A 21,501-nucleotide genomic window follows, 5' to 3' on the forward strand; every position below is an offset into this window, starting at 1 on the left:
CATTGCACTTCGGGGTATTACCGGGGAATGATCTATTGGTCTGTCCATTATGCTTTTGGATAAATTCGTCACTTCAGGAGTTCCGCCGTGCTCACTCCACGCCCCAGCCGCCGCATCGCCCTGTTCCAGATTGCCGCCGGTGCCGCTGCCCTTGCCGTTTCCCCCGGTCGCCTGCTCGCACAGGGGGCCTGGCCCGAGAGGCCCATCACACTGATCACACCCTTCGGAGGCGCCGTCGACATCCTGGCGCGCCTGATCGCCGCCGACCTTGGCGGCCGCCTGGGGCAGACCGTCATCGTGGAGCAGAAGATCGGCGGCTCGGGAACCATCGGCATGGCAGCGGTGGCGCGTGCGCGCCCCGACGGCTACACGATCGGCATGGGCACGACCACGTCGCTGACCTCCGCGCCGCACCTCATCAAGAATCCGGGCTACGACGTCGAGAAGTCCTTCACGTACCTCGGTCTGATCCAGACCTCGCGCCAGGTCCTGACGGTGTCGCCCAAGCTGGGCGTGGACACGCTGCAGGACTTCATCGCACTGGCCAAGTCCAAGCCCGGCACGCTCAACTTCGGATCGAGCGGCGTAGGCAACAGCATCCATCTGGCGGTGGAGCAGTTCAACGCGGCCGTCGGCATCAAGGCGGTGCACGTGCCTTTCAAGACCGGCAACGAGACCGACACGGCCATGATTGCCGGCGAAGTGCAGTACACGATCGCTTCGCTCGCCACTTCACTGCCGCTCATCCAGGCCGGGCGCATCAAGGCGCTGGCGGTGACGGGCGAGGGCCGAGATCCGGCTTTGCCGAACGTGCCGAACCTGAGTGAGTCCGGTCTGCCGGTGCGGATTCCGGATCAGCTCTTCGGCATGGTCGGGCCGGCCAACATGCCCGCACCGGTGACGTCGAAGCTTCTGAAGGCCGTCGCGGACATGCAGGCCGATCCCGCGTTCCAGGAGTCCGTGCGCCGAACCGGCGGCGTTCCTTCGCTGGTGCACGGCGAGGCCTTTCGCAAGCTGGCGCTGAGCGACAGCCAGACCTGGGGCGATCTCATCAAGCGTCTGAACATCACGCTCAGCAGCTGAGGCTCCCGCATGCAGCAGAAAAGGACGGCGCTGATTGCAGGCGCGAGCGGCATCGTGGGGCGCGGCATTGCCGAGCGGCTGGTCGGTGAAGGCTGGCGCGTGCTGTGCGCGAGCCGTTCGGGTGGCGGTGCCTTGCCGGGTACCGAAGGCGTGGCGGTGGACCTGTTGGATGCCGAAGCCTGCGCGAGAGCCGTGGCGCCGCACACGGGCATCACGCATGTGTTCCATGCGGCCTTTCAGCCGGCGCCCAGCCGCGCGGCGGAAGTGGCGCCCAACCTGGCGATGCTGCGCAACGTGGTCGAAGCGGTGCAGCGGGCCTCGCCGGCACTGCGCAAGGTGGTGCTCGTCACGGGTGCGAAGTTCTACGGCATCCAGTGGGGCGCAAGCCCGACGCCTTGCCGCGAGAGCGATCCGCGACAACTGCCGCCGAACTTCTACTACGACCAGGAGGACTGGTTGCGCGAAGCCAGTCGCGGCGCGCGCTGGCGATGGGTCAACCTGATTCCGCCCTTCGTCTCGGGCTATGCGGTCGGCAACCCGATGAACCTGGTGCTTGGCATCGGCCTCTACGCCGCGGTGTGCAAGGAACTTGGCATGCCACTGCGCTTTCCCGGCAGCGCGGGCGCCTACGAGGCTCTGCACCAGATCGCGGACGCCCGACAGATCGGGGCAGCCGCCGCCTGGGCCGCGGATGCGCCGGCGGCGGAGGACGAGGCCTTCAACGTCACCAATGGCGACCCGGCGCGCTGGCGTCATACGTGGCCTGCAATCGCAGAAGCACTCGGGATGTCCTTCGGCGAGCCGAAGACCCTTCCGCTCGCGGACATGATGCCGGCCCAGCAGGCCGTGTGGGATCGCATCGCGCGCAGACGCGGCCTGCGGACGATCGACATCGGCGAGATCGTCGACTGGCGATGGATGGACTACATGCTGCGCCAGGCACACGACATCGTGCTGGCGACGGCGAAGATTCGACGCGCCGGCTTCCACGATTGCATCGAGACCGATGCGACGCTGGTGCAGCGCCTGCGCGAACTGCAGGCGAGCGAGGTGTTGCCTGCATGAGCAGCAATCCTCGATATCGCGAAGTCCGCGCGCTCACACTCGGCTTTCTTTCGCTCGGTGCCAACGCGGCGCCGATGGATGTGCTCTCCGCGGCCGCCGACGCCGGCTTCGGCGCGGTGGGCTTGCGCATCAGCGGTCGCAGTCCCGGTGATCCATGGCCGCAGCCAAGTGCCGAGGGTAGTGGTCTGGAACAGCTACGCGCGCGGGCCGGAGCGCTGCCGATCCGCATCTCCAGCATCTCTGGCTACTACATCTCCGAGAAGACCAGCCTGTCGCACCTGCTCGCGAACGTGGAAGCCGCGCGCCGCATCGGCGCACCGCTGATCTCGCAGGGATGTTTCGAGCCCGACCTGGCGCGCGTGGGCGGGCTGCTGCGCGACTACGCGCGCGCTGCTGCCGATGCCGGTGTGCGCATCGCGCTCGAGTTCATGCCGATGAGCGCGCTCAAGACGATCGGCGACACGCGGCGCGTGATCGCGGACAGCGACGCCCGCAATGTGGGCCTGCTGATCGACTCGCTCCACCTGGCGCGCTCGGGCGCGGATGTTTCCGAGGTGCGTGCGCTCGACCCCCGATCGATCTACCTCACGCAACTGTGCGACGCACCGGCGGCGCGTGCACCGGATACGACCCTCTTCGACGAAGCGATGTCGGGCCGCATGTACCTGGGGGATGGTGGCCTTGACCTGGAGGCGCTCGTCGCCGCCCTGTCGCCGGATGCGGAGATCGAACTGGAAACGCCCGTCGTCGCCGACGCTGCGTTGCCGGCCGCCGAGCGCGCTCGTCGCGCAGCGCAGAAGGCCACGGCCTTCTTCGCTTCGCGCTTCGGCTGACGCGACTCAGTTGCGCGCGGACCTCAGGCCGCCAAAGGCCGGGCGTCGCTTTCCGAGAATCGCCTCGACCTGCGCGGCCGGCTCCGGCGCCGCGAAGGCGGCGGCCTGGCTCGCGGCCTCCAGCGCGAAGGCGCTCTGCCTGTCGCTGTCGAGCGAGGCATTCAGCATCGCCTTGGACAGTGCCACCGCAGTCGGCGCGGCCTGTGCCATGCGCTCGGCCATTTCGCGCGCACGCGCTTCGAGGGCTTCGCTCTCGTGCACTTCCATCACGATGCCGAGTTCGCGGGCTTCCTCGACGCCGACATCGCGGGTGGAGAACACCAGTTCCTTGGCGCGCTGCAGTCCTACGACGCGCGGCAGGAGATAGAGCGCGCCGAGGTCCGGCACCAGGCCCAGCCGCAAGTGGGCCATGGCGAACTTCACGCGCGGGCTGGCGATGATCATGTCCGCGCACAGCGCAAGCGCGAAGCCCGCACCGATCGCGGGACCGTCGATCGCGGCGATCAGGGGGCAGCCCACGTTCAGCAGATCGTCGGTGAGGCGAAGCCCGGCGTTGATGCGCCGCTGCCAATAGGCGGGGCCCGCATGCGCGTGCTCCTGCAATGCATGGAGGTTGCCGCCGGCGCAGAAGGCGCCCGCGCCGCCGGTGAGGACGAGCGCGCGCACGGCAGGGTCGTTGCGCACCTGCTCCAGCACGGCCATGAGGTCGGTGCGCAGCGGCACGTCCAGGGGGTTGTGGATCTCCGGGCGGGTGAGGCGAATCCAGCCGACCGCGTTCTCCACCGAGAAGTCGAGCGTCTCCATCTGTGCTGCTCAGGCCGGCTTGAACATCGGGACCATCGCGCCGCCCTCTGCGGGCTTGAACGTGACCTCGACGCGTTGGCCGATCTTCAGATCGTCGAGATCGCAGTCGACGATGTTGGTCAGCATCGTGATGCCCTCATCGAGCGTGACGTAGGCGATCGCAAAAGGAATGGGCCCGGCGCGGCGCGTGACGCTCACGCTGTAGATCGTGCCCCTTCCCGAGAGGCTGCACCACTCGGTGTCGCCCATGCAGAACGGGCAGAGTGCACGCGGATACCAGTGGACCTTGCCGCAACTGGTGCAGCGCCGCGTGCACAGAAGGCCTTCCTTGGCCTGTGTCCAGAAATGCTCGGTGGCGGCGTCGACCGTCACGGCTGCCAGTGGGCGGTCTGTGTAGGGAGTAGTCATCGCTTATTGCCTTTCCATGATCAGGGTGGCGCTGCCGTGGCGCGAGCCGAGCAGCCCGCCAGTGCCTTGGGCCAGAGCCAGGGTGCAGTCGGGCACCTGGACCTTCGGGTGCGCTTCCCCGCGCAACTGGCGCACGGCTTCGATCACCTTCGTGATTCCGCCGCGGTTGGCCGGATGGTTGTTGCACAGGCCGCCGCCGTCGGTGTTGAAAGGCAGCTTGCCGACGCCCGAGATCAGGTTGCCGTCGGCCACGAAGCGGCCGCCTTCGCCCTTCTTGCAGAAGCCGAGATCTTCCAGTTGCATCAGCACGGTGATGGTGAAGCTGTCGTAGATGGATGCGTACTGGATGTCGGCCGGGCTCACGCCCGCCTCCTTGAACGCGATCGGGCCGGAGATCGCAGCGCCCGACCAGGTCAGGTCGACCTGGCCGCCGAGCTGGCCCTTGATGGTCTCGCCGGCGCCGAGGATATTGATCACCGGGCGCTTCAGACGTGCAGCGATCTCGGGCCGCACCACCACCAGCGCGCCGCCGCCGTCGCTCACCACGCAGCAATCCAGCTTGTGCAGCGGGTCGGAAATCATCGGCGAGGCCAGCACTTCCTCCACGGTCACCGGCTCGCGCAGCATCGCGTTCGGGTTGTGCTGTGCATGGGCGGCGGCCGCCACCTTGATCCACGCGAGCTGCTCGCTGGTGGTGCCGTATTCGTGCATGTGCCGGGCGGCGGCCAACGCGTACATGTTGACGGTGACGGGGCTGTAGGGCATCTCCCAGGGTACGTCCGGCGTGTTGGCCGTGACGAGCCGGGGCGCGACGCCGCTCGATCCTTCGCTGCGCGGACGACCCGCCAAGGTCACCAGCGCGACATCGCACTTGCCGGCGGCGATCGCCTGCGCAGCGTGCGACACATGGATCAGGTAGGCCGATCCGCCGGTGTCGGTCGTGTCGACATGGCGCAGCCGTGTCAGGCCCAGGTAGTCGGCCATGTTGTTGGCACCCAGGCCGGGCGCGTCGCCGGCGCAGAAATAGCCGTCGACGTCCTGCAGGGTGAGCCCGGCGTCCGCGAGCGCGCCGCGCGCGCATTCGGCGTGCAACTGCGCGACGGTCTTGTCGGGGGCCTTGCGTGTCGGGTGTTCGTAGGCGCCCGCGATGCAGGCCTTGCGTTTGATGGTCATGTGTTTGCTCCAGCCACTGTTCGCGAGTAGGATATCATTGGTTCAACCATCGAACAAGCTAGCAAGGAGCAGCAAAAGTGGATCCCATCGTCAGCCTGCAAGGGCGCACCATCGTCGTCACCGGGGCCGGCCAGGGCATCGGCAAGGGCATTGTGGAACTGGCCATCGACCTCGGCGCCAACGTGGTGGCCGTCGACCTGAATGGACAGACGCTCGACGCCGCTGTCTCGCCGCTGCCGCAGGCGCGCGTGCTTGCGGTGCAAGGCAGCGTGGCCGACCCGGCCGTTGCAGATCGCGCGGTTGCAGAAGCGGTCGCCAGGTTCGGCGCGGTGCACGGCCTGGTCAACAACGCCGGCATCATCCGCCCCGCCATGATCGACAGGATGACCGACCAGCAGTGGCAGGAGGTGATCGACGTGCACCTCACCGGTTCTTTCTACTGGATGCGTGCCACGGGTCGGCATATGGTCGAGCGGGCCAAGGGCGGAGACAAGACGGGCGGCTCGATCGTCAACATTTCGTCCGACGCCGGCCGCAAGGGTTCGATCGGCCAGATCAACTACGCGGCGGCCAAGGCCGGCATGCTGGGCATGACGATGACGGCCGCGCGCGAATGGGGTCGCTACAACATCCGCACCAACTCGATCTGCTTCGGCGTGGTGGAAACGCCGATGACCGAAGTCGTGCGCGGCGAGAAGTTCCGCGACCAGATGCTCGCGCAGATTCCATTGGGCCGCTGGTCCACGCCGGGCGAGGTGGTGAAGAGCGTGTGCTACCTGCTGTCGGATGGATCGAGCTACATCACGGGCCAGCATCTGGGCGTGAACGGCGGCTTCCACATCAGCCTCTGACATGACGGGCGACAGCGTCCTCCTGGAGCGCGCGGACGGCGTGGCCGTCCTCACGCTGAACCGGCCGTCGGCGAAGAACGCGATCGACATCCCGACCACCGACGCGCTCGTTGCCGCCTTGCGTGCGCTGCGTGCCGACGACGACGTCCGCGCCGTCGTGCTGACGGGTGCGGGCGGCGATTTTTGTGCAGGAGGCGACGTCAAGGGCATGGCCGATGGGGGCTCGCGCACCGTCGAGCAGCGCCGTGCGGGCATGGCGCGCTATGCCGAACTGGCACGCGCGCTGGCTGGGCTGGACAAGCCGCTGATCGCCGCGGTCGATGGGGTCGCATTCGGCGCCGGCCTCAGCATGGCGCTCTATGCCGACATCGTGCTGGTGAGCACGCGCGCCCGGCTGGCCATGGTGTTCCATCGAATCGGCCTCGTGCCCGATGTCGGGGCCTGGTATCAGTTGCCGCGCGTGGTCGGACTGCAGCGTGCCAAGGAGCTCATCTACTCGGCGCGCGAGTTCGGCGCCGACGAGGCCTTGCGCATGAACCTCGCGCTGGAGGCTCTCGCACCGGAGGCCTTGATGCCGCGTGCGATGGAGCTGGCCCGAAGTCTCGCGAATGCATCGCCGACCGCCTTCAGCCTCTCCAAGCGCGCGCTGGCTTCGACGCTGCAGAGCGACCTGGAGACCATGCTGGACATGGAGGCGTCCTCGCAGGCGATCGCCTCGTCCAGTGCGTACTTTCGCGAGGCGATCCGTCGCTTCGCGGCCAAGGAGCCGGCGCAGTTCCGCTGGCCGAACAAGGACTGAAAGCATGATCGACTACGAGAAGACCAAGGCCTGGCGTTCCGATCCGGTGCGCCACAGCTACACCGAGCGCGACACCATCCTCTATGCCCTCGGGGTTGGCTTCGCCGCCGATCCGCTGGCGCTGGAAGAACTGCGCTTCGTCTACGAAAAGGAACTCCAGGCCGTACCGACGATGGCCGCGGTCCTGGCTTCGCCGGGCTTCTGGATGCGCGATCGCAAGGAACTCGGCATCGACTACCTGAAGCTGGTGCATGGCGAACAGGGCGTCACGATCCATTCGCCATTGCCCGCATCCGGCACGTTGATCGGGGAGAGCCGCGTCACGCGCATCGTCGACAAGGGCGAGGGCAAGGGCGCGACGATGCATGTGGAAAAGACTCTCACCGACGAAGCGACCGGCCGGCCGATCGCCACGTCGGAAATGGTGCTGTTCCTGCGTGGCGACGGAGGGTTCTCGAAGAACGGCGGTGGCGACGAGCCCGCACCGGCTGCGCCTGCAACACCGGACGCAGTGCCTGAGGTGACGATCGAGATGCCGACCCGTGCGGATGCAGCCGTGCTGTATCGGCTCTCCGGCGACATCAACCCCTTGCACATCGATCCCGCAGTGGCGGCCAAGGCGGGCTTTCCGCGGCCGATCCTCCACGGGCTCGCGACCTATGGCAACGCATGCCGCGGCATCCTGGCGAGGTTCTGCGGGCACGATGCCTCGCGCATGAAGTCGATCCGCGCGCGACTGACGTCCCCGGTCTATCCCGGCGAGACGTTGGTGCTCGATTGCTGGCGCCTGGGCTCCGAGGAGATCGCCTTCCGTGCCAGCGTGAAGGAGCGCGGCGTGCAGGTGCTTGCCAACGGGCGCGCAGTCCTGGCGGCCTGATGGCCAGGCCGGTCGCGGCCAGCGTGCCGAACCTGCGCGACCTGGGTGGCATCGGCACGGCATCGGGTCATGTCATTGCACCCGGTCGACTCTGGCGTTCCAGCCATTTCGGCGCGGTCGCCAACGACGAACTGGAAGCGCTGCGCGCCATCGGATTCCGTTCCGTGATCGACCTGCGAGGCACGGATGAGCGGATGCGTGTGGCCTCCCGCCTGCTGCAGTTCGGGATCAGGGAGTCGCATCTGCCGATCGAGCCGCGCGCGATGGGCGCGCTGCGCGAACTGCGCGAGGCGGGGGAACCCGATCAGTCCGCGCTGACCGCCGTCATGTTCGAGGTCTATCGCCGCTTCGTGAACGAGCACGCGCCTGTCTTCGCCTCGCTCCTGCGGCTGGTCGCCGATGAGGCAACGCCGCTCCCTTTGGTGATCCACTGCACCGCCGGAAAGGACCGCACCGGCTGGGCTGTGGCGTTGCTGCTGCTTGCGCTCGGAGTGCCGCGCGAAGCGGTGCTCGATGATTTCCTCGCAAGCAACGGGCGCTGGTCCATGCAGGGTGTCTCGGCCGACTGGGCACTGCTGGCCTTGGTGCATGCCGACTATCTGCAATGCGCATTCGACGACATCGACAAGCGCTGGGGCTCGATGGACGCCTATCTGGAAGGACCGCTCGGTCTTGATCGGCAGGCGCGCAACAGGTTGTGTGCGCGCCTGCTGGTCGACCGCTGAGGATCAGAGCTTCACCCGCCCCGCATCGACCAGCTTCTGCGTGAGCGCAAGCTGGTCCTTCATGAAGCGCCGCGTCTTGTCGGCGCTCCACGGCGCCGGCTCGAACCCCAGCTCGAGAAGCTTCGCGCGCACGTCCGGCATCACGACGATGCGCCCCATCTCCGCGGTCAGCTTGTCCACGATCGCCTTCGGCGTCTTCGCGGGCACGAAGGCAGCGGCCCAGCCGGGCATGTCGACCTCCGGATAGCCGAGTTCGGCGAAGGTCGGCACGTCGGGGTACGCGGGAAAGCGCTCAGCGCTCGCGACGGCGAGCGGCTTGATCTTGCCGGGGTAACGATTCACGCCGCCGACCGACGTGACCGCCGCATCGATCTGGCCGCCGAGCAGGTCCTGAAGCGCGGGGGTCTCACCCTTGTAAGGCACGTGCACGGTGTCGATGCCGGCCGCCATGTTGAACAGTTCGCCGACGAAGTGGCCGCCCGAACCCTGGCCATAGGAGCCGTAGGAGAGCTTGCCGGGCCGCGTCTTGGCGAGCGCCACGTATTGCTTGAGCGTGGAGGCTGGCAGGCTCTCGCGGACGCCGAGCGCGATCGGCGTGAGCGCCAGCATGCCCACCGGCTGCAGGTCTTCCAGCCGGTAGCCCGGCTTCGGCATCAGCACTGTGTTGCTCAGGAGCGCGCTGTAGCCGATCAGCACCGTGTATCCGTCGGCCGGCGCCTGCGACACCGTTGCAGCGGCGATGGCGCCACTTGCACCGGACCTGGATTCGACGATGCAAGGCTGGCCCCAGGCATCGGTCAGCTTCTGGCCGATGAGCCGCATCATGGTGTCGTGGCCCCCGCCCGCCGGCGTGGGAATCACGAACTTGATGACCTGTGAAGGGAAGGGCTGCGACTGCGCCTGCGCGAGCGGCAGGACGCCCGCACCGAGCGAGCCGAGGGCTGCCGCAAGCGTCTGGCGTCGGGTGAAGTTCATTGCGATGTCTCCTTGTGTGATGGATTCGGGTGCTATACGATTCGTTGTGATCATTGGTTCAACCATAGATTAAACGACAAAGTGAACAATTCATCCACCTCAACATTCCCGGCAGCAAGTGGGTTCGATGCGGCGCAGACGAACGCGCTCGATGGGTTGATACGCCGCGAGATCGGTGCCTTCGATGGCGCGCTGCGGGTGCGGCAAGTGGAAGGTGGGCAGTCCAACCCGACTTTCATCGTCGATGCGGGCGCGCGGCGGCTCGTGCTGCGACGCAAGCCGCCGGGCGTGCTGCTTCCTTCGGCGCATGCGGTGGAGCGCGAATTCCGCGTGCTGCGCGCGCTCGAGGGATCGGACGTGCCGGTGCCGCGGGCACGCGTACTGTGCGAGGACCCTGAAGTGCTCGGAAGCACCTTCTACCTGATGGACTTCGTGGAAGGGCGCATCCTCACCGACCAGACCTTGCCCGGCATGGCCCCGGCCGGGCGCCGTGCCCACTACGCCGAGATGGCCCGCGTGATGGCCGCACTTCACGCCGTGGACTGGCGCGGTCGGGGCCTGGCCGACTATGGCCGCGAAGGCCGTTATGTCGAGCGCCAGCTGGACCGCTGGACGCGTCAGTACCGGGCGAGCGAGACCGCCCGCATCGAGGCGATGGAGCGGCTGATCGAATGGCTGCCCGCGCATGTGCCCCCGCAGGAAAGCACGTCGCTCGTGCACGGCGACTTCCGCCTCGACAACCTGGTGTTTCATCCGGTCGAGCCGCGCATCGTCGCCGTGGTCGACTGGGAACTCTCCACGCTGGGCGATCCGCTGGTGGACTTCGCCTACCACTGCCTCGCGTGGCGCCTGCAACTCGGAACCCATCGCACGCTGGCTGGGCTGGACCCCTTGCCGGAAGGCATTCCGAGCGAGGCGCAGCACGTCGCCGACTACGGCCGCGCAAGCGGTCGCGAGGATGCGCGCATTGCGCACTGGCACTACCACCTCGCATTCAACATGTTCCGCCTTGCGGCCATCCAGCAGGGAGTGGCCCGGCGCGCGCTCGACGGCAACGCGGCCAACAGCCGGGCAGCGGCCGTGGCTGCGCGCGTTCAAGCCACTGCAGATGCGGGCTGGGCGGCGACGAAGGAGTCCCGATGACAAGCAACCTGCCTCCCTCGATGCGTGCATGGCGCGTCGAGGAAATCAGCGATCGTGGCGAGATGCATCTTCGCGACGTGGAGGTGCCGAGACCCGGCCCCGACCAATACCTGGTGCGCGTGGAGGCCGCCGGCCTCGCCTTTGGCGACACCTTGATCGTCCGCGGCAAGTACCAGATCAAGCCACCACTGCCCTTCATCCCCGGCTCCGAGGTGCTGGGCACCATCGTGGCGGGGGAGGGCGGCGATCTCCCGGTGGGCACGCGCGTCGCGAGCTCTTCGCGGCAGGGTGGATTCGCGCAATACGCGCTCGTGCCGCGCAGCGAAGCGGTCGCGATTCCGCAGGACATCGACCCGGGCGATGCGCTCGCGCTGCGCAGCAACTATCCGACTTCACTGTTCGCGCTGCGCATGGCCGGGCGCCTGCAGCCCGGCGAGACACTGCTCGTGCACGCCGCCGCCGGTGGTGTCGGCAGCGCGGCGCTGCAACTCGGCAAGCTGATGGGCGCACGTGTGATCGCCACGGCGGGCGGACCACGGAAGGTGCAAGCGTGTCTCGATGCGGGCGCGGATGCTGCGCTGGACTACGGCGATCCCGGTTGGGCCGATGCCTTTCGCAAGGTCGCGCCCGGCGGCGCCGACGTGATCTATGACCCGGTGGGCGGCGAGATCGGTGCGCAGAGCCTGCGCTGCCTTGCCTTCGGCGCGCGCTACCTCGTCATCGGATTCGCGGCCGGCACGCTCACGCAACTGCCGGCGAACAGGCTGCTCCTTCACAACGCCAGTGCGATCGGCGTGCTGTGGGGCGAGGTGCGCAAGCGCGACCTCGCGCTGGCCGCGCAGCTCACGCGCGAGGTCTATGGCTGGCATGCCGCAGGCCGCATCCGCCTCATGCCCGGGCCTTCGTTCGACTTCGACGACGCACAGGCGGCCTTGGCCGCGCTCGAAGGCCGCTCCACGGTGGGCAAGGCGTGGCTTCACGTGCCGCGCTAGCGGCGCCTCTCGGTACTTTCCCCGATTCAATGGCCGCTGAATCAATACTTTAATGGTAGAACCATTAAGGAGACAAGCGTGATGCGTAGCGTTCTTTCTTCCGCGGTGCGCGGCCTCGTCGGCGCAGGTATTCTTGCCGGGCTTCTCGCGGGGGCGCCCGCGCTCGCGCAAGAGGTCAAGATCGGTGTGCTCTATCCGATCAAGACCATGCTCGGCCAGCAGGGCCGCAACGGCTCGGAGATCGCCGCCGAGATGATCAACGCCGGCGGTGGTGTGCTGAACGGCCGTCCGCTCAAGCTGGTGGTGTACGACGACAACTACCAGCCCGCCGACGCCGTCGCGGCAGCGCGAAAGCTGCTCAGCGAAGACAAGGTGCCGGTGATCGTCGGTGCGATCAACACCGCGGTGTCGCTCGGCGTGACGCAGGTCGCGCAGCAGAGCGGGGCGATGTTCCTGGCCGCCGTGACGAAGGCGCCGCAGGTCACCGAGTACGACCGCGCGTTCCGCTTCAATCCGCTGGTGTCCACCGACGGCGAGGTCTTCAACCAGTACCTCAAGGACAAGGTGAAGCCGCAGCGCATGGCCGTGGTGGTGGAAAACGGCGACTATGGCCGCTCGATCATCGCGAGCATGAAGGGGAGCTTCGGCAACGCGGTCGTGGCCACCGAGCTGTACGAGATCCTGAAGCAGACGGACTTCAGCACGATCGCTGCGCGCGTGAAGGCGTCCAGTCCCGATGTGGTGTGCATGGCCTTCTCCGCCCCGGAGCAGGGCGGCAGCCTCCTGCGCACGCTGGCCGAGGCAGGCGTCAACGCGAAGCGCTGCATCCTGCCCGGTTCGGTGACGCCCGCGCTGCTGCAGGTGGCCGGGCCGGCGGCCGAGGGCGCGTTCACGCTCGACATCTGGGCACCGACGATGAATACAGAGACCAACCGCAAGTTCGTCGCTGCCTATCAGGCCAGGTACAAGGCGATGCCCGGAAAGGTCGACTTCCTCGGCTTCGAGAGCATGTGGATCCTCGGCCAGGCCATTCGCTCGGCCGGCACGGTGACCGACGCCGCCAAGCTCGCCGCGACCCTGCGCGATGGCACATGGGATTCGCCGCGCGGCACGGTGCGCTTCCCGGGCAACCAGGCGACGTCCGACAAGTGGGTCGTGCTGGAGGTCAAGGACGGAAAGATCTCCGCAGGCGATTGAAGTCGAAGAACGCGACATCGAAGCCATGACCGAAGCGCTGCTTCAGCAATTGCTCAACGGCTTGTCGATCGGCTTCGGCTACGCGCTGATCGCACTGGGCCTCACGCTCGCCTTCGGCGTTCTGCACATCATCAACTTCGGCCACGGGGAAGTGGTGATGCTCGGCGCCTTGACCGTGGTGCTGGCGAACAAGCTGCTGGGCCTGCCCTATCTGGCCGCGCTGCCGCTTGCCATGCTGGTGGGTGCCGTCGTCGGCTGGATCTTCGATGCGCTCGCGGTGTCGCCGCTGCTGCGGCGTGCGGACGGGCGCACCGACATTCTGCTCACCACCTTCGCGGTCGGCGTGCTCTTCAATCAGGCCGTGCTCTCGGTGTGGGGACCGGCGCCGGCGCGCGTCGACGGCCTGCAGGGCCGCCTGGAGCTTGCGGGCGTGGGACTGAGTGCGCAGCGTCTTTTCGTCATCGTCGCCAGCATCGTCGCGCTGGTGCTGCTGGACCTGCTGGCTCGCCGCACGCGCTTCGGCGTGGAGATGCGTGCGCTCGCGCAGAGCGAGCATGCCGCGCGCGTGGTGGGCATCGATGTCAAATCGGTGGGCACGCGCGCTTTCCTGCTCGCCGCAGTGGTCGGCGGACTCGGAGGTGCGCTGCTGGCGCCAATCACCTCCTACTCGCCGATGCTGGGGCAGGCGGTGCTGATCAAGGCCTTCGTGATCGTCGTGCTTGGCGGGCTGGGCAGCGCGGGAGGCGCCGTGCTGTGCGCGCTCGCCGTGGGCGTGATCGAGGCCATGCTGGGACTCGTGATGGATGAGGGCATGGCCGCGGCCACGGTCTATTCGCTGATGCTCGTGGTGCTGATGGTGCGGCCGCAGGGCCTTGCGGGAGCGGCGCGATGATCCGGACGCTGCGCGATCTGCTGATCGGCATCGCGGTGGCGGCGCTGCTGTCGAGCGTGATCCGCTCGCCCTACCTGCTGGACGTGGCCGCCTATGCAGCGGTGCTCGCGATCTTCGTGCTCGGCGTGTCGGTCACCTTCGGCCAGCTCGGCTACGTGAGCTTCGGCCATGCGGCCTTCCTGGGACTGGGGGCCTACACAGTCGGCATCCTGGTTGCGCAGCACGGATGGAACTACTGGGTCGCGGTGCCGCTGGGCATCCTGCCCGGCCTGCTGCTCGGTGGGCTGGTGGGTATCGTGTCCGCGCGGCTGAGCGGGGCTTACTTCGCCATTGCAACGCTGGTGGTGGCCGAGATCCTCGTGCTGCTCGTGGTGAACTGGGTGGACCTCACGCGCGGGCCCATGGGGCTCATGGTGACGGCAACGCCATTGCCGTTCGCGCAAAGCGTGGGCTGGAATCCGCAGCAGGGTTACTTGTTCGCGGTGATCGCGGCGCTCGCCATTGCCTTCGTGCTGCTGCGCAACCTTCGCGGCAGCGCAACCGGGCGCAGTTGGACCGCGATCCGCGAGGCGCCCGCGCTCGCCGAATCGCTCGGCATCGCAACGGTGCGCTCGCGCGTGCTGAACATCGCAGTGTCTGGCTCACTCGCCGCGCTGGCCGGTGCGCTTCTGATACCCAAGGTGTTCGTGCTCTCGCCCTCGCTGCTGGGCGTGAGCTATTCGGCCACCGGCATCCTGGGCGTGATCCTCGGCGGCAAGGCGACGCTGGTGGGCCCCGTGCTGGGCGGCGCACTGTTCGCGATCATTCCCGAAGGACTGCGCTTCCTCGGCGATCTCAATTTCGCGGCCTTCGCGCTGATGCTTCTGCTCGCGGTTCGGCTGCTGCCGGGCGGTCTGGTGGGCTGGCTGGCCGACCGGCCCAGCTTCGTGCGCTGGCGCGCGTCGCGCGTTGGACATGCATCCGAGGACCCGCAGCCTGCGCCTCTGGCGGTGCGGCAGCACCGCGAAGGCGTCGTGCTCGAAGTCGCCGGCGTGAGCCGTCATTTCAAGGGACTCAAGGCTGTGCAGGATGTTTCGTTCGACGTGCGCGCGGGCGAGATCCTGGGACTCATCGGCCCCAACGGTGCCGGCAAGACCACGTTGTTGAGCATGCTGTCGGGCTTCCTGCCCGTGAGCGGTGGCGCGATCCGCGTGCGGGGGCAGGGCATCGCTGGGCAGCCCGCTCATCGCGTGGCGCGCCTGGGCGTGGTTCGCAGCTTCCAGCAGACCGCGCTCTGCGCGGCCCAGACAGTCAAGGCCAACATGGCGATCGCCAGTCACCTGCATCGGCCGCAAGGATTCTGGGGTGCTCTGCTGCGCGCACCCGGCTGGCGTGCGCGTGAGCGGGACCGCATGGCGCATGCGCTCGGCTGTCTCGCCGAGGTCGGCCTGCTGGCACGCCGCGATGACGTGGCGGGCAGCCTGCCCTATGGCGAACAGAAACTGCTCGGCGTGGCCATGGCACTGGCTGCGCAGCCTGAACTCCTGCTGCTCGACGAGCCGGCCGCGGGCCTGAACCAGGTCGAGGCGACGCGTCTTGCCGAGGTGCTGCGCGGCCTGCGCGACAAGGGCATGACGCTGATCGTGGTCGACCACAACCTGAAGATGCTGATGTCCTTCGTCGATCGCGTGGTGGTGCTGCACCACGGCGTGAAGATCGCCGACGGCGCGCCGGGCGCCGTGACGCGCATGCCCGATGTGGTGTCGGCCTATCTCGGCAGCGCGCCCGCCGCGCCGCTGGAGGAGCTGGCCGCATGACTTCTCCGCTGCTGCAGGTCGAAAACCTCGATGTCCGTTATGGCGAAACGCGTGCGCTCGTCGATGTGAGCGTGGCGCTCGGCGCGCGCGAGGTGGTGGCGCTGGTCGGCGCCAATGGCGCGGGAAAATCCTCGCTGCTCAATGCGCTGCTGGGCCTGGTGCCACAGGCGGGCGGTGCGATCGCGCTCGCCGGCAAGCGCATCGAGACGCTGCCCACGCGCGAGCGCATCGCTTCCGGACTCGCGCTGTCGCCGGAAGGTCGTCGCGTCTTCCCGGACTTGTCGGTCGAGGAGAACCTGGACCTGGGCGACCTGGGCGGCGATCCGGCCGCGCGGCGGGAGCGGCGCGAGACGGTGAACAGCTGGTTCCCGCGTCTGCGCGAACGTCGGCAGCAACTCGCCGGCACCCTGTCCGGTGGCGAGCAGCAGATGCTGGCGATCGGCCGCGCGCTGATGGCGCGGCCACGCGTGCTGATGCTGGACGAGCCCACGCTGGGGCTTGCGCCGCTGATCGTTCAGGAGATCGCGGCGTTCATCCGCCACATCCGCTCGACCGGCGTCTCCGTGCTCTTGGCCGAGCAGAACGCCGAAATGGCGCTGTCCGTTGCCGATCGCGCCTACGTGCTCCAGAACGGCGAGGTGGTGATGCACGGCGGCGCCCGTGAACTGGCGGCGCACCCGGATGTGCGCGCCGCCTACCTCGGCTTGTAGAGACGCCGCAAGAGGAGCCGCCGATGAAGATCGTCGCAGAGAACCTGGACTTCCCCGAGGGCCCCGTCGTGCTTGCGGATGGCTCGCTCCTGGTGGTGGAGATCGAGTCGGGATGCCTGACGCGCGTGTTCGGCGACGGCCGCCGCGAAGTGGTGGCGAAGACCGGCGGCGGCCCGAATGGTGCGGCGATCGGCCCGGACGGCGCGTGCTACGTATGCGATGGCGGCGGCTTCGAATGGCATCGCCATGCGGACGGAACGCGGACGCCGGGCCTTCAGCCGCCCGGCTATGCCGGCGGCCGCATCCAGCGCGTGGACCTGCGGTCCGGCAAGGCTGAGGTCCTCTACACGCACAGCGAGAAGGCGCCTCTCAAGGGGCCGAACGACATCGTCTTCGGCGCCGACGGCGGCTTCTGGTTCAGCGATCTCGGCAAGCGCCGCCAGCGCAACATGGACCATGGCGCGATCTGCTGGGCGCGCCCCGATGGCAGCGAATGCCGCGAGGTGATCTTCCCCATGAACACGCCCAACGGCGTGGGCCTCTCGCCAGACGGCAAGCGGCTGTATGTGGCGGAAACCGCACCCGGCCGCCTGTGGGCCTTCGACGTGGTCGAGCCGGGGCGCATCGCGCGCGCGCCGGACTCGCCGGCGCCGCACGGCGGCACGCTGGTCGCGGGCCTGCCGGGCTATCAGCTCTTCGATTCGCTGGCGGTGGAGGCCGATGGCCGCATCTGCGTGGCCACGCTCTTCAACGGCGGCGTCACCGTCATTGCGCCCGACGGCAGCACGATCGAGCACGTGCCGTTGCCGGATCGCTTTACCACCAACCTCTGCTTCGGCGGGCCCGACATGAGGACGGCGTACGTCACGCTGTCCTCCACCGGCAGGCTCGCCGCGCTGGACTGGCCGCGTCCCGGACTGCGGCCGCACTTCTTCGAACGCGATGGACTTTGAACACAGCCCCCGTACCACCGAGCTGCGCGAGCGGCTCGCCGCCTTCATGGATGCGCACGTCTACCCGGCCGAGCGGGTGGTGCACGAGCAGGCACGCGCATCCGGCCATGCCGAGGTGCCCGCCGTCATCGAGGAACTGAAGGCCAAGGCGAAGTCGCAGGGCCTGTGGAACCTGTTCCTGCCGGACAGCGCGCATGGCGCCGGCCTGAACAACCAGGACTACGCACCGCTGGCCGAATTGATGGGTCGCTCGCCGATCGCGCCCGAGGTGTTCAACTGTTCCGCGCCGGACAGCGGAAACATGGAGATCCTCGCCCGCTACGGCACCGAGGCGCAGAAGGAACGCTGGCTCGTGCCGCTGCTGGAGGGTCGCATCCGCTCGTGCTTCTCGATGACCGAGCCGGCGGTTGCGTCTTCGGACGCCACCAACATCGAGGCCGAGATCCGGCGCGACGGCGATCACTACGTGGTCAACGGCCGCAAGTGGTGGACCTCCGGCATCACGGACCCGCGCTGCGAGCTCATCATCTTCATGGGCAAGACCAACGCGGCGAGCGAAGACAAATACCGCCAGCAATCGATGCTGCTGATCCCGCGCAATACGCCCGGCGTGTGCGTCGTGCGCAACCTGGACGTCTTCGGCTGGGACGACGCGCCGCACGGCCACTCCGAGGTGGTGTACGACAACGTGCGCGTGCCGGTAGAGAACATCCTGCTGGGCGAGGACCGTGGCTTCGAGATCGCGCAAGGCCGCCTCGGGCCCGGGCGCATACACCACTGCATGCGCCTGGTGGGCCGCGCCGAGCGTTGCCTGGAGCTGATGTGCTCGCGCTCGAAGGAGCGCGTCGCGTTCGGCCGCCCGATCGCGAACCAGACCGTGACCATGGAGCGCATCGCGCAGGCACGCGTGCTGATCGATCAGACCCGTCTGCTGACCCTGCATGCCGCCTGGAAGATGGATACCGCAGGCATCAAGGGTGCGCGCAAGGAGATCGCCATGATCAAGGTCGCTGCGCCCTCCATGGCCTGCCAGGTGATCGACTGGGCCATCCAGGCGCATGGCGCGGCGGGCCTGTCCCAGGACTTCATCCTTGCGCGCTCGTATGCGCAGGCGCGTGGCCTGCGCATCGCCGACGGCCCCGACGAAGTGCATCGCAACCAGATCGCCCGCCTCGAGCTGGCGACACATTGAAAGGATTCCCCCTCATGTACATGCCGCCCGATACCCGGCTCAAGCTGGACCCCCGCGACGAATACACGCACCCGCCCGAGCCGGTGGGCAACTACAACGAGAGCATGTACTTCAATGCCTTCGATTCCGCGCGCCGCATCGGCGCATGGGTTCGCGTCGGCAACCGGCCCAACGAAGGCCATGCGGAGATGACCTGCTGCGTGTACCTGCCCGACGGCCGGGTGGGCTTCATGTTTGCCCGCCCCGGCATCGCCGGCAACGAACGGATGGAAGCGGCGGGCATGAGCTTCGAGGTGATCGAGCCGTTCAAGCGGCATCGCGTGCGCTACGAAGGCGACCTGCTGGTGATGGACGATCCGCTGGCGATGGCCGATCCGAGCGCAGCGTTCAAGCGCTATCCGAAGCGGCCCGCTTCGATCGCACTGGACTTCGAAGGCGTCTCGCCCATGCACGGTGGCGAGATCGTCGACCTGCAGGGGCGCCCGATCGAACTCGACCCCGAGCACGCGGTGTATCGCGGGCACACCGAGCAGAACATGGCGGTGAACGGGCACATCACCGTGGACGGCGTGAAGCACGATCTCGTCGGCGGGACCGGGTATCGCGACAAGTCCTGGGGGCCCCGGCATTGGCACAGCTTCTTTTGGTACAAGTGGCTGCCCGTCACCTTCTCGCGCGACTTCGGCATCCTGCTGTCCATCAAGGGGCGCCCCGAGGGCGGGCCCAACCGCATCAGCGGCAACGTGCTTCGCGACGGTGCCTACGAGTCGGTGATCGACGGACGCATCGAGACCGAGTACGACGAGGCATGGATTCCGAAGGGCCTCACCGCGTGGGTCACGACCGAGCGCAAGACCTACGTGATGAAGGGCCGGATCGTGACCACCGTGCCGCTGCGGCACCGGAAGGTCGGCGCCAGCGACTTCAAGACCTACACGCGGATCACGGAAAGCATGACGGAGTTCACCTGCGAAGGCCGCACCGTGCTGGGAATGACGGAGTACTGCGACCTGATGAACGACGGCGTGCCGATTTCGGAGCAGCGAGCGGACGCACCGCAATGAGCGTCTTCAACGGCCTCAGGGTCCTCGACGTCGCGAGCTTCATCGCCGGCCCTGCTGCGGCGACGATCCTCGCCGACTTCGGCGCCGATGTGATCAAGATCGAGGTGCCCGAGGGCGACGGCTTTCGCAAGACGGTCCTCAATCCGAATCTCGCGTACTCCGAGCACAACTATCTCTGGATGCAGGGAGCGCGCAGCCGCAGAGCCATCGCGCTGGACCTCAAGAAGCCCGAGGGCCAGGCGGCGCTGCATCGCCTCGTGCGTGAGGCCGATGTGCTCATCACCAACTACCCGCTGCCAGTGCGTGCCCGTCTGGGACTGGCCTGGGAGACGATTCGCGAACTCAATCCGCGCCTCGTGTATGCATCGCTCACCGGCTACGGAGAAACCGGCCCCGAGGCCGGCAAGCCGGGCTTCGATGCCACCACTTACTGGGCGCGCAGCGGTCTGGCAGACCTGACGCGGCCCGACCCCGAAGGGCCGCCCGCGAATCCGGCCAACGGCCTGGGCGACCAGCCCACCGCGGTCACGTTGTTCGCGGCGATCGTCACCGCCCTGTATGCGCGAGAGCGCACCGGCAGGGGCGGCATGGTGAGTACCTCGCTGCTGGCCAACGGTGCGTGGGCCAATGCGATGGCGATCCAGGGCATGTTGGTCGGCGGACGGCTGGTGTACCGGCAACCGCGCACCCAGCCGCGCAATGCGCTTACGAACTTCTACCGCTGCCGCGACGGCCGCTGGTTCATCCTCAGCCTCGTGACCGAGGAGCGCGACTGGGAGGCCTTCCTGCGTGCGATCGAGCGTCCCGCGCTGGCGCAAGATCCGCGCTTCGCCGCGACGCAGGCACGACGCGAAAACGCTCCGACGCTCGCTGCACTTCTGGACGAGGTCTTTCAGGAGCGCGACAGCGCGGAGTGGACCTCGCGCTTCGGCGACGTAGGGCTCACGGTCGGCGTGGTCGCGCGCAGTGGCGATGCGCTTGGTGACGAGCAGATGCGCCTCTGCGGCGCACTGGTGCCCGGTGAAGGCATTCCGGGCACAGGGCTGACAGTCAGCAGCCCGTTCCTCGTCGAGGGTGCGGACAAGACTTATCCGCGCCATGCGCCGGGCATCGGCGAGCACACCGACGAGGTGCTGCGTGAAGCCGGCTATGCGGAAGACGAGATCGCGCGTCTGCGCACGGGCGGAGCCGTGAAATGAGCGTCGTGCTGCGCGAGCACCACGACGGCGTCGCGCTCATCACGATCAACCGCCCGCAGGCGCGAAACGCGATCAATGCCGAGGCCGCACTCGCGCTCGCCGGCATCGTGGCCGAAGTTGAACGCGACGCTTCGGTTCAGGTTGCGATCCTGACCGGTGCCGGCGACAAGGCCTTCTGCGCCGGTGCCGATCTCAAGGAACTGGCGAGCGGCTCCGCGCCCGGTGGACGCTCCACATCCGAAGGCGGTTTCGCCGGCTTCGTGCATGCCCCGCGCGAGAAGCTGTGGATCGCGGCGGTGAACGGCGCGGCCGTCGCGGGCGGCTTCGAGCTCGTGCTGGCCTGCGACTTCGCGATCGCATCGGTCAATGCAGTGTTTGCCCTGCCGGAGGTGAAGCGCGGCCTGGCTGCGACCGCAGGTGGCGTGTGGCGGCTGCCCCGCAGCATTCCGCGCGGCGCGGCGCTGGAGATGATCGCCACCGGCGAGTCGATCGATGCCTCCGAGGCCCTGCGCCTCGGCCTCGTCAATCGCGTGATGGCGCCTGAACACCTGATCCCCGAAGCGATGCGTATCGCTGCGCTGGTGGCAGCCAATGCACCGCTGGCCCTGCGCGCCAGCCTTGCGCTCGCGCGCCGCGCCTTCGACCTGAAGGATGCCGTGTTGCGGGCCGAAGCCGATGCGGCGGGCCGCCGCGTCATGGCGAGCGCCGACGCGCGCGAAGGCCCGCGTGCATTCGCCGAGCACCGACCACCGCGCTGGACCGGCGCATGA

Annotated in this window: 22 protein-coding genes; 18 read left to right on the plus strand and 4 right to left on the minus strand. The window is 67.9% G+C overall.

Annotation, left to right across the window (positions count from 1 at the left end):
• Positions 1–87 precede the first annotated feature (87 nt).
• The 3 genes from WKW77_RS17865 to WKW77_RS17875 are packed head-to-tail and all read left to right on the plus strand — an operon-like array spanning position 88 to position 2,981.
• Positions 88–1,083, plus strand: coding sequence for a Bug family tripartite tricarboxylate transporter substrate binding protein (locus WKW77_RS17865; RefSeq protein WP_340358192.1), 996 nt, complete (start codon positions 88–90; stop codon positions 1,081–1,083).
• 9 nt (positions 1,084–1,092) lie between these two features.
• Positions 1,093–2,148 (plus strand): SDR family oxidoreductase, encoded by a 1,056-nt coding sequence (locus tag WKW77_RS17870; protein ID WP_340358193.1) that lies wholly within the window; start codon positions 1,093–1,095, stop codon positions 2,146–2,148.
• The gene (locus WKW77_RS17875; RefSeq protein WP_340358194.1) at positions 2,145–2,981 is read left to right on the plus strand and encodes a sugar phosphate isomerase/epimerase family protein; all 837 of its coding nucleotides are present in this window, start codon (positions 2,145–2,147) and stop codon (positions 2,979–2,981) included. Before WKW77_RS17870 ends, WKW77_RS17875 begins: the two co-directional genes overlap by 4 nt.
• 6 nt (positions 2,982–2,987) lie before the next feature.
• Here WKW77_RS17875 and WKW77_RS17880 read toward each other — a convergent pair whose 3' ends face one another.
• From WKW77_RS17880 to WKW77_RS17890, 3 genes are read right to left on the minus strand one after another with little or no spacing between them, the layout of a single operon-like run.
• Positions 2,988–3,785 (minus strand): enoyl-CoA hydratase/isomerase family protein, encoded by a 798-nt coding sequence (locus WKW77_RS17880; protein WP_340358195.1) that lies wholly within the window; start codon positions 3,783–3,785, stop codon positions 2,988–2,990.
• Between the two features lie 9 nt (positions 3,786–3,794).
• Positions 3,795–4,193, minus strand: coding sequence for a Zn-ribbon domain-containing OB-fold protein (locus WKW77_RS17885; RefSeq protein ID WP_340358196.1), 399 nt, complete (start codon positions 4,191–4,193; stop codon positions 3,795–3,797).
• A gap of 3 nt (positions 4,194–4,196) precedes the next feature.
• Positions 4,197–5,366 (minus strand): thiolase domain-containing protein, encoded by a 1,170-nt coding sequence (locus WKW77_RS17890; protein WP_340358197.1) that lies wholly within the window; start codon positions 5,364–5,366, stop codon positions 4,197–4,199.
• Positions 5,367–5,443: 77 nt separating this feature from the next.
• Between WKW77_RS17890 and WKW77_RS17895 the strand changes: the two genes are divergently transcribed.
• Genes WKW77_RS17895 through WKW77_RS17910 form a run of 4 tightly spaced genes read left to right on the plus strand, consistent with a single transcriptional unit; the run spans position 5,444 to position 8,618 of the window.
• A complete protein-coding gene (locus WKW77_RS17895) occupies positions 5,444–6,217 on the plus strand; it encodes an SDR family NAD(P)-dependent oxidoreductase (RefSeq protein ID WP_340358198.1) in 774 nt (257 codons plus the stop codon).
• Position 6,218: 1 nt separating this feature from the next.
• Complete coding sequence (locus tag WKW77_RS17900; RefSeq protein ID WP_340358199.1) at positions 6,219–7,016, plus strand: enoyl-CoA hydratase/isomerase family protein; 798 nt, start codon at positions 6,219–6,221, stop codon at positions 7,014–7,016.
• Between the two features lie 4 nt (positions 7,017–7,020).
• Positions 7,021–7,893: a MaoC/PaaZ C-terminal domain-containing protein gene (locus WKW77_RS17905; protein ID WP_340358200.1), complete on the plus strand. Its 873-nt coding sequence runs from the start codon at positions 7,021–7,023 to the stop codon at positions 7,891–7,893.
• Entirely contained in the window at positions 7,893–8,618 is a 726-nt protein-coding gene (locus WKW77_RS17910; protein ID WP_340358201.1) for a tyrosine-protein phosphatase, read from the plus strand. Before WKW77_RS17905 ends, WKW77_RS17910 begins: the two co-directional genes overlap by 1 nt.
• Positions 8,619–8,621: 3 nt before the next feature.
• Here the strand turns inward: WKW77_RS17910 and WKW77_RS17915 are convergent, their stop codons facing one another.
• The gene (locus WKW77_RS17915; protein WP_340358202.1) at positions 8,622–9,593 is read right to left on the minus strand and encodes a Bug family tripartite tricarboxylate transporter substrate binding protein; all 972 of its coding nucleotides are present in this window, start codon (positions 9,591–9,593) and stop codon (positions 8,622–8,624) included.
• An 81-nt stretch (positions 9,594–9,674) separates the two neighbouring features.
• Here WKW77_RS17915 and WKW77_RS17920 point away from each other — a divergent pair, with 81 nt between their 5' ends.
• The 11 genes from WKW77_RS17920 to WKW77_RS17970 all read left to right on the plus strand — a co-directional run bounded on the left by WKW77_RS17920 (position 9,675) and on the right by WKW77_RS17970 (position 21,501).
• Entirely contained in the window at positions 9,675–10,736 is a 1,062-nt protein-coding gene (locus tag WKW77_RS17920) for a phosphotransferase (RefSeq protein WP_340358203.1), read from the plus strand.
• Complete coding sequence (locus tag WKW77_RS17925) at positions 10,733–11,728, plus strand: NADPH:quinone oxidoreductase family protein (RefSeq protein WP_340358204.1); 996 nt, start codon at positions 10,733–10,735, stop codon at positions 11,726–11,728. Before WKW77_RS17920 ends, WKW77_RS17925 begins: the two co-directional genes overlap by 4 nt.
• Before the next feature lie 81 nt (positions 11,729–11,809).
• A complete protein-coding gene (locus tag WKW77_RS17930; protein ID WP_340358205.1) occupies positions 11,810–12,925 on the plus strand; it encodes an ABC transporter substrate-binding protein in 1,116 nt (371 codons plus the stop codon).
• A gap of 25 nt (positions 12,926–12,950) precedes the next feature.
• Positions 12,951–13,817 carry a branched-chain amino acid ABC transporter permease gene (locus WKW77_RS17935; protein WP_340358206.1) on the plus strand — a complete coding sequence of 289 codons (867 nt, stop codon included), beginning with the start codon at positions 12,951–12,953 and terminating at the stop codon, positions 13,815–13,817.
• Positions 13,814–15,613 carry a branched-chain amino acid ABC transporter ATP-binding protein/permease gene (locus tag WKW77_RS17940; protein WP_340358207.1) on the plus strand — a complete coding sequence of 600 codons (1,800 nt, stop codon included), beginning with the start codon at positions 13,814–13,816 and terminating at the stop codon, positions 15,611–15,613. The genes WKW77_RS17935 and WKW77_RS17940 overlap by 4 nt, the downstream gene beginning before the upstream one ends.
• Entirely contained in the window at positions 15,610–16,323 is a 714-nt protein-coding gene (locus WKW77_RS17945; RefSeq protein WP_340358208.1) for an ABC transporter ATP-binding protein, read from the plus strand. The genes WKW77_RS17940 and WKW77_RS17945 overlap by 4 nt, the downstream gene beginning before the upstream one ends.
• A 23-nt stretch (positions 16,324–16,346) precedes the next feature.
• On the plus strand, positions 16,347–17,276 hold the full coding sequence (locus tag WKW77_RS17950; protein WP_340358209.1) for an SMP-30/gluconolactonase/LRE family protein: 930 nt from the start codon (positions 16,347–16,349) through the stop codon (positions 17,274–17,276).
• The gene (locus tag WKW77_RS17955; protein WP_340358210.1) at positions 17,266–18,468 is read left to right on the plus strand and encodes an acyl-CoA dehydrogenase family protein; all 1,203 of its coding nucleotides are present in this window, start codon (positions 17,266–17,268) and stop codon (positions 18,466–18,468) included. Before WKW77_RS17950 ends, WKW77_RS17955 begins: the two co-directional genes overlap by 11 nt.
• A 14-nt stretch (positions 18,469–18,482) precedes the next feature.
• Positions 18,483–19,532 carry a DUF7064 domain-containing protein gene (locus tag WKW77_RS17960; RefSeq protein ID WP_340358211.1) on the plus strand — a complete coding sequence of 350 codons (1,050 nt, stop codon included), beginning with the start codon at positions 18,483–18,485 and terminating at the stop codon, positions 19,530–19,532.
• Positions 19,529–20,731, plus strand: a complete 1,203-nt coding sequence (locus tag WKW77_RS17965) for a CaiB/BaiF CoA transferase family protein (RefSeq protein WP_340358212.1) — start codon at positions 19,529–19,531, stop codon at positions 20,729–20,731. Before WKW77_RS17960 ends, WKW77_RS17965 begins: the two co-directional genes overlap by 4 nt.
• A complete protein-coding gene (locus WKW77_RS17970) occupies positions 20,728–21,501 on the plus strand; it encodes an enoyl-CoA hydratase-related protein (RefSeq protein ID WP_340358213.1) in 774 nt (257 codons plus the stop codon). The genes WKW77_RS17965 and WKW77_RS17970 overlap by 4 nt, the downstream gene beginning before the upstream one ends.

The sequence above is a fragment of the Variovorax ureilyticus genome, assembly GCF_037889935.1.
Taxonomy (GTDB): Bacteria; Pseudomonadota; Gammaproteobacteria; order Burkholderiales; family Burkholderiaceae_C; genus Variovorax; species Variovorax ureilyticus.